The sequence below is a fragment of the Pseudomonas putida genome (assembly GCF_050989985.1).
GTDB lineage: Bacteria > Pseudomonadota > Gammaproteobacteria > Pseudomonadales > Pseudomonadaceae > Aquipseudomonas > Aquipseudomonas putida_AI.
In genome coordinates this window covers 1,062,634-1,074,427 of the sequence record NZ_CP158815.1, presented here as the reverse complement: position 1 = coordinate 1,074,427, position 11,794 = coordinate 1,062,634, and the positions used below count along the sequence as shown (strand labels likewise).

Sequence of the window (11,794 nt, the reverse complement as noted above, 5' to 3'; positions counted from 1 at the left end):
TCGTTAAGTGCTTGCTGGCAAGATATAAAAGTCCATAATAGACAAATTAGTTTACTTGCCACTCCCGGAGCCGACCATGTCCAGCACCCCCTACGTGATCACCCAACCTCAGGCCCGCGAGCTGCTGGCCCAGGTCGACGTGCCGCAGATCCTGCGCAAACTGTTCCGCGACCTGGCCGCCGGGCAAGCCGTGCAGCCCGCGCAGCAACTGGTTGAGTTTCCACAGGGTGCCGGCGACTTCATCAACTACTTGGGGGTGCTGGCTGAAGATGGCGTGTACGGGGTCAAGACCTCGCCTTACATCGTTCGCGAACAGGGCCCGCTGGTGACCGCCTGGACCTTGCTGATGTCGATGCAGACCGGCCAGCCTCTGCTGCTGTGCGATGCCGGCGAACTGACCACCGCGCGCACCGCCGCGACCACCGCCGTGGCAGTCGATGCCCTGGCGCCGTTGAAAGCGACGCGCCTGGCGATCATCGGCAGCGGCAAGGTGGCCCAGGCCCACGTGCACTATGTCAAAGGCCTGCGCGACTGGCAGAGCATCAGCCTGTACTCGCCGGGCCTGTGCGAAAGCAGCGCCGAGGAACAGGCACGCATCAAAAGCCTCGACCCGCGCCTGACCATCGCCGAAAGCCGCGAAGCCGCCATGGCTGACGCCGATGTGATCATGCTGTGCACCTCCTCCGCAGGCCCGGTGATCGATCCGTCCGCCCTGAGCAAACCGGCGCTGATCACCTCCATCAGCACCAACGCCCCGCGCGCCCACGAAGTACCGCCGCAGAGCCTCAACGACATGCAGGTGTTCTGCGACTATCGCGTGACCACCCCAGGCTCGGCCGGTGAAATGCTGATCGCCGGCGAACAACATGGCTGGAACAAGAGCGCCATCGTCGGCGACCTGCCCGACCTGCTCAGCGAGAAGGTGCAGCGCCCCGCTTACGACCGCCATGTGTTCTTCCGCTCCATCGGCCTGGGCCTGGAAGACATTGCGCTGGCCAATGCCATCTACCGCCTTCAGCACTAACACCACAAAACCCTGTAGGAGCTGTCGAGTGAAACGAGGCTGCAATCTTTGAAGAAGATCAAAAGATCGCAGCCTCGTTTCACTCGACAGCTCCTACAAAAGAGTTATCAACAATTTGGGCATTTGCGCTTGATCAGGAGACGTTCATGAGCCAGGCAGACTTCATCATCATCGGCGGCGGGATTGCCGGCGCTTCCACCGGTTTCTGGCTGTCGCAGCACGGGCGCGTGGTCGTGCTCGAGCGCGAATCCCATCCGGCCTATCACTCCACCGGACGCTCGGCGGCACTGTTCACCGCAGCCTATGGCACACCGCAGGTGCGAGCGCTGACCCTGGCCAGCCGTGACTTTTTCGACGCCCCGCCCCAGGGTTTCTGCGAGCATCCGCTGCTGACCCCGCGCGGTGAGATGACCGTGGACTTCACCGGTGATCCGGCCGAGCTGAACAGCCAGTACCAGAGCGCAAAGGCCACGGTGCCCGAGATGCAACTGCTCAGTGCCGACGAAGCCTGTGAGCGCCTGCCGATCCTGCGTCGGGAGAAAGTCCATGGCGCGCTGTACGACCCGACCGCCAGCGACATCGACACCGATGCCCTGCATCAGGGTTACCTGCGCGGTATCCGCCGCAATAAAAGCGAAGTGCATACCGATTGCGAAGTCCTGAGCCTGACCCGCGATGCCCAGGGCCTGTGGCAAGTTCAAACGTCGACCGGGACCTTCAGCGCGCCGATTATCATCAACGCCGCCGGCGCCTGGGCCGACAAGATCGGTGAAATGGCCGGCGCCCGCCCACTGGGCCTGCAACCCAAGCGCCGCGCGGCCTTCATCTTCGCCGGCCCCGAAGGTGTGGATATCCACCACTGGCCGATGCTGGTCAGCCTCGACGAATCCTTCTACATGAAGCCCGACGCGGGCATGTTCCTCGGTTCGCCCGCCAACGCCGACCCGGTCGAGCCCCACGACGTGCAGCCCGAAGAGCTGGACATCGCCATGGGCATTTACCAGATCGAAGAAGCGACGACCCTGACCATCCGTCGTCCGACCCGCACCTGGGCCGGCCTGCGCAGCTTCGTCAGTGATGGCGACCTGCTGTCCGGTTTCGATCAACAAGTGCCTGGCCTGTTCTGGGTCGCGGCGCAAGGCGGCTACGGTATCCAGACCTCGCCGGCCATGGGCCAGGCCAGCGCCGCCCTGGTGCGTGGCGAAGCCCTGCCTGAGCAACTGGCCCGTTTCGGCCTGAGCACCGAGATGCTCTCCCCCGCACGCCTGGGCTGATCGCGACCCTCGCGTGACGCGCCGCCACGATTGCGTCACACTTTCAGGGCCCCGTTCCACGGGGCACTGATGCTGCCCGCAGCGCCTGGATGAAGAGTTCACCGTATGAAGAGCGCCCTCGCATGAACGCCCCCGAAAAAGACCCGGTACAGCGCGACGCCTCCCTGGATAACTTCCGGGCGATCGCCGATGCCGTCGCCACCCTGTTCTTCCCCCATGCCGAGGTGGTGCTGCACGACCTGCGTACACAGAAGGTGGACTACATCGCCAACAACCTGTCCAAGCGGGTGATCGGTGACGATTCGGCGCTGGAGGACATGCTCAGCGACGATGTCAGCGAACGAAACATCGGGCCGTACGAAAAGCTCAATTGGGATGGTCAGAACATTCGCAGCGTCAGCACCGTACTGCGCGACAGCGAAGGTCATCCGCTGGGCGTGCTGTGCATCAATCTGAATATTTCGCTGTTCGAGAACGCCAAGGCCGCGCTGGACCTGTTCCTGTCACCGACCAAACTGATCCCGCAACCGGACGCACTGTTTCGCGATGACTGGCAGGAGCGGATCAACACCTTCCTCCACGCCTGGCTGCGCGAGCGGCAACTGAGCCTGAACCTGCTGACCCGCGATCACAAACGTGAACTGGTATTGGCGCTGCATGCCGAAGGGGCATTCAAAGGCAAAAGCTCGTCGAACTATGTGGCCAATGTGCTGAACATGGGGCGGGCGACGGTTTACAAGCATTTGAAGGAATTGAAGGGCTGAGCCTTTAGATTTCCATTGGCTGGTCCGGCCTCATCGCGAGCAAGCTTTGCTCCCACAGATTTTATGAACGACACAAAACCTGTGGGAGCGAGCTTGCTCGCGATGGCGGTTGATCAATCGCCGTAGATATCAGACTTGAAATACTTCTCGGAAATCTTCTGATACTCGCCATTGGCGCGAATGCCATCGATGGCCGCGTTCAACTGGCTGACCAACTCGGCATTCCCCTTGCGCACCGCAATCCCGGCGCCCTCGCCCACGTACTTCGGATCTTTCAGCTCCGGCCCGACAAACGCATAGCCCTTGCCACGCGGCATCGACAGGAAGTCATTGAGCGGAATGGTGTCGGCAAAGACGGCGTCCAGGCGGCCGGCCGCCAGGTCCATGTAGATCTCTTCATTGTTGCCGTAGCGCTTGACGATGACGCCCTTGGGTTCGAACACCTCGGTGGCGTAGCGGTCGGTGGTGGTCGCACGCTGCACACCGACGGTCTTGCCCTTGAGGCTGGCGTACTGGTCATCCACCACCGCACCTTCCTTCATCACCAGGCGCGAAGAGGTGAAGTAGTACTTGTGGGTGAAATCCACCGACTTCTTGCGGTCGTCATTGATGGTCATGGACGACAGCGCCATGTCGATTTTCTTCACTTTCAGGGAAGGAATCAGACCGTCGAACTCACCTTCGACCCATACGCACTTGACCTTCATCTCGGCGCACAGGGCGTTGCCGATGTCGTAGTCGAACCCGACGATCTCGCCCTTGTCGGTTTTGGAAGCAAACGGTGGATAAGCGGCCTCGATACCGATACGCAGGGTTTTCTCGGCGGCATACAGACTGGAGCACGCCAACAGGCTCAGGGCCAGACCGGTGATGAGGGGGAACTTCTTCATATTCGTTCTCTCGCGGGTTGTTGTTGGTTTTGCAAGACAGAAGAAAAAGCGGAAACGGTGGAAAGCCTTTTTTGTACTTATAAATCCATATTGGACTTTTATGTATAAGGCGTCAATGAGGCAAATGCGGCCCGTGCCGGCCGATGGTCGGGTGGTGAGTCAGCGGGATTTTTGGTGTTGCGGATGACGCCATCGCGAGCAGGCTCGCTCCTACAGTGGTCCTGCGAACACAGTTCCAGTGTGGGAGTGAGCCTGCTCGCGATGAGGCCGAATAGACAATAAAGAAACTACAGGCTTACTGCTTCCAGCGATCCGCCGCCGCATGATCACTGTCCCGGCCCTCGACCCAGCGCGGGCCGTCGCTGGTGTTCTCTTTTTTCCAGAACGGTGCGCGGGTTTTCAGGTAGTCCATGACAAAGGCGCAGGCATCGAAGGCGGCCTGGCGGTGGGCGCTGGCGGCGCCGACGAAGACAATCGGTTCGCCCGGCTCCAGGGCGCCGATGCGATGCAGCACTTCCAGCTTGAGCAACGGCCAGCGCTGCTCGGCCTCGGTGGCAATCTTGCCGAGGGCTTTTTCGGTCATGCCCGGGTAGTGTTCGAGGAACATCCCCGCTACATCGAGCCCGTCATTGAAGTCGCGCACATAGCCGACAAAACTCACCACCGCACCGACGCCAACATTGGCGGCGTGCATGGCGTTGACTTCAACCCCGGGATCGAACGGCTCAGGCTGCACACGGATCGCCATGGTTCAGCCCCCGGTCACGGTCGGAAAAAACGCCACTTCGTCGCCATCGACCACCGGCTCGTCGAGCTGGCACAGGTCTTCGTTGCGCGCGCACATCAGGTTCTGCTCACTCAGCACCTCGGCGCCCTCACGCTGGGCCAACAGCGCCCGCACGTCGTCGACCGTATTGAACGGGCCTTCGACCTTCACCGAATCCACGCCCAGGGCTTCACGATAACGAGCAAAAAACTTCACGGTGACGTTCATGGCTGGTCCGCCTGGAAATGGCCGCTCTTGCCGCCGAGTTTTTCCAGCAGCTTGACGTTTTCGATGGTCATGCCGCGGTCCACGGCCTTGCACATGTCGTAGATGGTCAGCGCCGCGACACTGGCGGCGGTGAGAGCTTCCATTTCCACCCCGGTCTGCCCGGACAACTTGCAGCGCGCCACGATGCGCACGCTGTCGTCACCTTCGGCACTGAGCTCGACCTTGACGCCGGTCAGCATCAGCGGATGGCACAACGGAATCAGATCACTGGTTTTCTTCGCCGCTTGGATGCCGGCGATGCGCGCCACGGCAAACACATCACCTTTGGGGTGACCGCCGCTGACGATCATCTGCAGGGTTTCGGGCAGCATGCGCACCAGCGCTTGGGCCGTCGCCTCACGGAACGTCACGTCTTTATCGGTGACGTCGACCATGTTGGCGCGGCCTTGGGAATCGAGATGAGTCAGCACGGGATTACTCCTGATCAGGAGCGTCGATTGTAAACCTGCGGGTCAATTTTCCGCACGCGCGATTATCGGGTCACGCAATCCCCCTGTAGGAGCGAGCTTGCTCGCGATGGACGTCAACGATAACGCGTGCTGTCTGGATGCCCATGTTGGCTGGACGTTTTTCGCGAGCATGCTCGCTCCTACAGGGGTTTTGTGCCGGGCATGAAAAACCGGGCGACTTTGAGGTCGCCCGGTTTGGCTGAAGCGGTTACAGATGCGATTCGGCGTATTCGGCCAGAATCGAGCGAGGCACCCCTTGCAGGGTGATGTGCACGCCGTTGGGGAAATCCTTGAAGCGTTCGGTCAGGTACGTAAGCCCGGAGCTGGTCGCGGACAGGTAAGGGGTGTCGATCTGTGCCAGGTTGCCCAGGCACACCACTTTGGAACCGGCGCCGGCCCGGGTGATGATGGTTTTCATCTGGTGCGGCGTCAGGTTCTGGCATTCATCGATCAGAATCAGGCTCTGCTGGAAGCTGCGGCCCCGGATGTAGTTGAGGGATTTGAACTGCAACGGCACTTTGCTGAGGATGTAGTCGACGCTGCCATGGGTGCTTTCGTCATCCATGTGCAAGGCTTCGAGGTTGTCAGTGATGGCGCCCAGCCAGGGCTCCATTTTTTCCGCTTCGGTGCCGGGCAGGAAGCCGATCTCCTGATCCAGGCCCTGCACGCTGCGGGTGGCGATGATGCGGCGATAACGCTTGCTGACCATGGTCTGCTCGATCGCAGCGGCCAGGGCCAGGATGGTTTTACCGGAACCGGCGGCACCGGACAGGTTCACCAGATGGATGTCCGGATCGAGCAAGGCGAACAGTGCCAGGCTCTGGTAGATGTCGCGGGGTTTCAGGCCCCAGGCTTCCTGGTGCAGCAGCGGTTCCTGATGCAGGTCGAGGATCAGCAGCTGGTCATTCTCGATCTCCTTGATCCAGCCGACGAAGCCCTGCTCATCGATGATGAACTCGTTGATGTGCACCGCAGGCAAGTTGTCGATCAACTTCACCTGATGCCAGGTGCGACCATGCCCCTGACGGGTTTCGACCTTGCTCACGAGGTCCCAGAAGGAGCCGCTCATCTCGTGGTAACCATTGGGCAGCAGCGAGACGTCGTCTACCAGTTGGTCGGTGCTGTAGTCCTCGGCCGAGATCCCGCAGGCGCGGGCCTTGAGGCGCATGTTGATGTCTTTGGTGACCAGCACCACCGACTTCTTCAGATGCCGCGCCTGCAAGTCGATCAACTGGTTGATGATGATGTTGTCGTTCAGGTGCTCGGGCAGGATGATGTTCGGCTCGGTACGCTTGCTCATCAGAATTGACAGCAAACCTTTCGGGCCACTCTTGCCACGCTGGATCGGCACGCCCTGTTCCACATCCTCGGGAGTGGCGTCGCCCAGGGTCTTGTCGATCAGCCGAATGGCCTGGCGGCATTCGGCGGCAACGCTGTGATGCCCGCTCTTGAGCTTGTCGAGTTCTTCGAGCACGGTCATCGGGATGGCGACGTGGTGTTCTTCGAAATTAAGCAGTGCGTTTGGATCGTGAATCAATACGTTGGTATCGAGTACATAAAGGATTGGCTGGTTGGAAGAAGAGCTACGTCCGTGATCATCCATACTCGGTCACCTTTGTCAGAGCCAGTGGACGCAATACCTGGGCGGTGCTGCGCCTCGAAGTGGCCGCCGATCTCACCTACGGAGACTTAAGTGACTGCAAACAAACGGGTCTTGGGAGACGCCACCTGTGTTGCAGGTTTCGGCGGTCTGTCTTCGTAATACTCCAAAACACATGACAGAAAAAAGCACTTTGACGCTTTTTTGAAGTTTATTTTTCAGAGTGACGAAAAGCCCTTGGCGGACTGCCATCATCCGTTTACAGTCGGAAGTCAACCTGCTGCAAAATCTCTCCAAAAATCGCCTCTTGCCCAATGTTTACGGGCTTTCCCTGTTTTTCCGCGCAACTCGCCCCCTCTATTATTGAAACCCGCTCTGGCAGTCTTCCCAGCCGATGCCGCTTTGCGAGGTTTGTGTCAGCAGCCAGGGCAACGCGGTTTTCACCCCATCTTGCTTCGCATTGAAATTGATCACGCCATGACGCCACAGCAGCATCAGGGTCAGCACCCGCTGCGCGCTCTGGGGGGCCTTGAGTTTGCCCGCGCCGTCCTGCGCATCGATATCCCACAACGCTACCTGCAAGCCCTGGGACTTGAAGAATGGCTCGGCGTTCGAGCGTCGCTGGCCATCGGGCGGGCGGAACAGCGGCACATAGTTTTCCGGCAGTTTGCCCTTGACCAGTTCGACGCTGCGGCGCACCGAGTCCTGCCAGTCCTGCCAATGGCTGTGGGAACGAAACTCCCAGCCTTGCACCCCGACGCACTGGGTTGAAAACGCGGCTTGCAGGTTGGCGACCGAACCCTGCGCCAGACGCGCCTGGATGTCCTTGCCGAGGACGAAGAAAGTGCCGCTCATGTTCGCCTTGCGCAGGTACTCGGCCACCCAGTCGGTATTGTCCGGCGCGGCATTCGCGGCGCTGTCGAAGGTCAGCAGGAACAGCCGGTCATGCATGGCATCGCCATTGCGTTCGTAGTCGCCAAATTGATCGACTTCGCTGCTGGTTTGCGGAAACAGCGCCGCCTTGCGCAACTGCTCGTCCAGGTACTGGGCATGGAACAATCGGCTCGGTTCGGCCCATTTGATGTAGTAGCTCTCTTCACCGATCTGGAACTTCCCGGCCTGCTCGCGCAGGGTCGGCAAGTCCTCCACCAGGAAACAGAAGGACGCATCCTGGTCGCAGCTCTGCTGGGCGAAATTGAAGCTGCCCAGCAAGCGTTGCCACATACGGGCGCGAACGCGGTTGACCGACGCCATATTGACCGTGCGCAGGCCCAGGCGCTGGGCCAGTGCCGGCTCATCCAGGGCTTCGCTGGCCAGCAATACCCGGGCGAACATGAGGATTTCGGCGCGCGATGCCACGTCGAACAATGTCGGGTTACCGAGTTTTTCCGGCCAGGTGCTGCGATCAAGTGTCGCCACATCGCTCGGCGCCGCCATGGCACCCAGGCTCAGCAGCCAGGCCGTGAGTAGAAAAACGATACGCAATGGGATGTCTCCATAACAAAACCCGGGCGGCACTATAGCTGATCCACCCCCGACGTCTGCAGCAACACTGATCCCCTGTGGGAGCGAGCCTGCTCGCGATGGCGGTCCGCCAGTCGATAATGATGTCGGCTGATACACCGCTATCGCGAGCAAGCTCGCTCCCACAGGGGATTTTGGGTAGCCACCGATCACCTATCGCACCGATAGCTGGAGTCAACATCGTCAACCCCCTAGAATCGCCCCCACGATTAAAGGAGACGACTTCATGCTGATGGTGATTTCACCCGCCAAGACCCTCGATTACGAAACACCGCCGGCGACCCAGCGCTTTACCCAGCCGCAGTACCTCGACCATTCCCAGGAGCTGATCCTGCAATTGCGCGACCTGACGCCCGCGCAGATCAGCGAGTTGATGCACGTCTCCGACAAGATCGGCGGGCTGAACGCCGCGCGCTTCGGCAGCTGGACCCCGGCCTTCACCCCGGAAAACGCCAAGCAGGCATTGCTGGCGTTCAAGGGTGATGTGTACACCGGCCTGAATGCACAAACCTTCAGCGAAGCCGATTTCGATTACGCGCAGCAACATTTGCGCATGCTCTCCGGCCTGTATGGCCTGCTGCGTCCGCTGGACCTGATGCAGCCGTACCGCCTGGAAATGGGCACCAAACTGGCCAACGCCCGTGGCAAGGACCTGTATGCCTTCTGGGGAACGCGCATCAGCGAGTGGCTGAACGAGGCCCTGGCCGACCAAGGTGACGATGTGCTGCTGAACCTGGCCTCCAACGAGTACTTCTCGGCGGTCAAGCGCAACGCCCTGAACGCGCGCATCATCAATACCGAATTCAAGGACCTGAAAAACGGCCAGTACAAAATCATCAGCTTCTACGCGAAAAAGGCCCGGGGCCTGATGAGCCGCTTCGTCATTGAAGAACGCATCAACAATCCCGACACCCTTAAACAGTTCGACGTCCAGGGCTATCGTTTCTGCGCCGAGCAATCGAAACCGGACAACCTGGTTTTCCTGCGCGATCACGCGCCCGAGTAACCCTGGCGGCCGGCGCAGGAGCGGAAAATCCGACCTGCGCCGCTCTGCTGATCCACCCTATATCCCCCGCCAAATTCGCCATTTTTATGGCGCCAAAAACTTACCAGTCAAATTTTTAACTTTAGTTTCATTCGACTTCGATCATTTTTTTCAGTAGTGGCACGGAAAATTTTTATCGGTAGTGGCAAAAAACTATCCCCTCTGATAATCCGCCTATATATAAAGGGCGAAACGGCAAGTGCTATCAATTTGAAAGCAGTGCCATCTTTCTCAATATTTCAAGAAATTTCAGATTTCGTGATGAGCGGATCGGAACTATGTCCGAATGCACCGCTCATACCACCGGTAACGATTCTCACAGAGGTTGTACGAGATAACTTACGCAGAACAGAGATCCATGTAGCGAGGTTGTCACAGCAACTTGCGCAGACTAATCCCTGATTTGGGCAACACAAGATGGACAGGAGATAAACGATGACGACTATCCCCTATCGGGCCACGGCAGCGCCCCTATAACGTGCTCACCCGAGCACCCAACCGCTTGATATTACTGGCCTTTAGCCTGAGATCGAGCGTACAGAACCATTGCACGAATAACTTCTGACCAGAAGACAGGCTGCATTACAGGGCAACTCATAACAATAAGTCCCGGTTACGCACACCTTGAGTGCACTTATTTAGACACTCGTAACTTATATGCCAGCACACGGCATTGTTGCGCCTGCTCGTTGCACTTTCGAGTGCACTTAAACGCTGAACACCATGAACTATGGCCATCTAATGGCCTGATGTTATTACAGGCTTGATAATAGAGAGGTAATTGCGATGCGCATCAGCATATTTGGTTTGGGTTACGTGGGCGCTGTATGTGCCGGTTGCCTGTCTGCACGGGGTCATGACGTCGTTGGCGTCGATGTTGCCAAAGACAAGATCGATATGATCAACGCAGGCAAATCGCCAATCGTTGAACCGGGCCTGGGCGAACTTCTGGCACAAGGTATCCAGACCGGTCGCCTGCGTGGCACCACAAACTTCGCCGAAGCGATCCGCGACACTGACTTGTCGATGATCTGCGTCGGCACGCCGAGCAAGAAGAACGGCGACCTGGAACTGAACTACATCGAAGCCGTGTGCCGCGAAATCGGCTTTGTCCTGCGCGACAAGACCACCCGCCACACCATCGTCGTGCGCAGCACGGTATTGCCGGGCACCGTAGCCAACGTGGTCATCCCGATTCTCGAAGACTGCTCCGGCAAGAAAGCCGGTGTCGATTTCGGTGTGGCCGTGAACCCAGAGTTCCTGCGCGAAAGTACCGCCATCGCCGACTACGACCAGCCGCCGATGACCGTGATCGGTGAGTTCGACAAAGCCTCCGGTGACGTTCTGCAATCGCTGTACGAAGAGCTCGACGCCCCGATCATCCGCAAGGACATCGCCGTCGCCGAGATGATCAAGTACACCTGCAACGTGTGGCACGCCGCCAAGGTGACCTTCGCCAACGAGATCGGCAACATCGCCAAGGCTGTCGGCGTCGATGGCCGTGAAGTGATGGACGTGGTCTGCCAGGACAAGACCCTGAACCTGTCCCAGTACTACATGCGCCCGGGCTTCGCCTTCGGCGGTTCCTGCCTGCCAAAGGATGTGCGTGCCCTGACCTACCGCGCCGGTTCCCTGGACGTGCAAGCACCGCTGCTCAACTCGCTGATGCGCAGTAACGAATCCCAGGTGCAGAACGCCTTCGACATCGTCCAGAGCCACGACAAGCGCAAAGTCGCCTTGCTGGGCCTGAGCTTCAAGGCCGGCACCGACGACCTGCGTGAAAGCCCGCTGGTGGACCTGGCGGAAATGCTGATCGGCAAGGGCTACGACCTGAGCATCTACGACAGCAACGTCGAATACGCCCGTGTCCACGGCGCGAACAAAGACTACATCGTGTCGAAGATCCCTCACGTTTCCTCCTTGCTCAACTCCGACTTCGACGCCGTGATCAACAACTCCGACGTGATCATCCTGGGCAACCGCGACGAGAAGTTCCGCGCCCTGGTGCAGGACGTCCCGCACGGCAAGCAAGTGATCGACCTGGTGGGCTTCATGCCCAAGGCCACCGACACCGTGACCCGCACCGAAGGCATCTGCTGGTAAGGCCCCCACTGTAGGAGCGAGCTTGCTCGCGATGCACCTGAAAACACCGCTGGGTATCAGGTACCCA

11 protein-coding genes are annotated in these 11,794 nt (G+C 59.3%); 5 read left to right on the top strand and 6 right to left on the bottom strand.

What is annotated here, in order from left to right:
* Nucleotides 1-76: 76 nt before the first annotated feature.
* The 3 genes from ABTV29_RS05110 (at nt 77) to ABTV29_RS05100 (ending at nt 3,062) form a co-directional block, all read left to right on the top strand.
* Nucleotides 77-1,024, top strand: a complete 948-nt coding sequence (locus tag ABTV29_RS05110) for an ornithine cyclodeaminase family protein (RefSeq protein ID WP_433769109.1) — start codon at nt 77-79, stop codon at nt 1,022-1,024.
* A gap of 146 nt (nt 1,025-1,170) precedes the next feature.
* Nucleotides 1,171-2,298: an NAD(P)/FAD-dependent oxidoreductase gene (locus ABTV29_RS05105; protein ID WP_433769108.1), complete on the top strand. Its 1,128-nt coding sequence runs from the start codon at nt 1,171-1,173 to the stop codon at nt 2,296-2,298.
* Nucleotides 2,299-2,420: 122 nt separating this feature from the next.
* Nucleotides 2,421-3,062, top strand: coding sequence for a helix-turn-helix transcriptional regulator (locus tag ABTV29_RS05100; RefSeq protein WP_433769107.1), 642 nt, complete (start codon nt 2,421-2,423; stop codon nt 3,060-3,062).
* 113 nt (nt 3,063-3,175) lie between these two features.
* On the opposite strand, the gene ABTV29_RS05095 is transcribed toward ABTV29_RS05100, so the two are convergent.
* From ABTV29_RS05095 to ABTV29_RS05070, 6 genes are all read right to left on the bottom strand, one after another.
* Nucleotides 3,176-3,952 (bottom strand): ABC transporter substrate-binding protein, encoded by a 777-nt coding sequence (locus ABTV29_RS05095; RefSeq protein ID WP_433769106.1) that lies wholly within the window; start codon nt 3,950-3,952, stop codon nt 3,176-3,178.
* Nucleotides 3,953-4,247: 295 nt separating this feature from the next.
* Entirely contained in the window at nt 4,248-4,700 is a 453-nt protein-coding gene (gene moaE, locus ABTV29_RS05090) for a molybdopterin synthase catalytic subunit MoaE (protein ID WP_433769105.1), read from the bottom strand.
* Between the two features lie 3 nt (nt 4,701-4,703).
* Nucleotides 4,704-4,946 carry a MoaD/ThiS family protein gene (locus ABTV29_RS05085; protein WP_433769104.1) on the bottom strand — a complete coding sequence of 81 codons (243 nt, stop codon included), beginning with the start codon at nt 4,944-4,946 and terminating at the stop codon, nt 4,704-4,706.
* Complete coding sequence (gene moaC / locus ABTV29_RS05080; protein WP_433769103.1) at nt 4,943-5,416, bottom strand: cyclic pyranopterin monophosphate synthase MoaC; 474 nt, start codon at nt 5,414-5,416, stop codon at nt 4,943-4,945. The genes ABTV29_RS05085 and moaC overlap by 4 nt, the downstream gene beginning before the upstream one ends.
* A 247-nt stretch (nt 5,417-5,663) precedes the next feature.
* Nucleotides 5,664-7,058: a PhoH family protein gene (locus tag ABTV29_RS05075; RefSeq protein ID WP_433769102.1), complete on the bottom strand. Its 1,395-nt coding sequence runs from the start codon at nt 7,056-7,058 to the stop codon at nt 5,664-5,666.
* Nucleotides 7,059-7,415: 357 nt separating this feature from the next.
* A complete protein-coding gene (locus ABTV29_RS05070) occupies nt 7,416-8,540 on the bottom strand; it encodes a polysaccharide deacetylase family protein (protein ID WP_433769101.1) in 1,125 nt (374 codons plus the stop codon).
* A gap of 265 nt (nt 8,541-8,805) precedes the next feature.
* Between ABTV29_RS05070 and yaaA the strand changes: the two genes are divergently transcribed.
* Nucleotides 8,806-9,585 carry a peroxide stress protein YaaA gene (gene yaaA, locus ABTV29_RS05065; protein WP_433769100.1) on the top strand — a complete coding sequence of 260 codons (780 nt, stop codon included), beginning with the start codon at nt 8,806-8,808 and terminating at the stop codon, nt 9,583-9,585.
* Nucleotides 9,586-10,410: 825 nt separating this feature from the next.
* Nucleotides 10,411-11,727, top strand: coding sequence for a nucleotide sugar dehydrogenase (locus tag ABTV29_RS05060; RefSeq protein ID WP_433769099.1), 1,317 nt, complete (start codon nt 10,411-10,413; stop codon nt 11,725-11,727).
* The last annotated feature ends 67 nt before the right edge of the window (nt 11,728-11,794 follow it).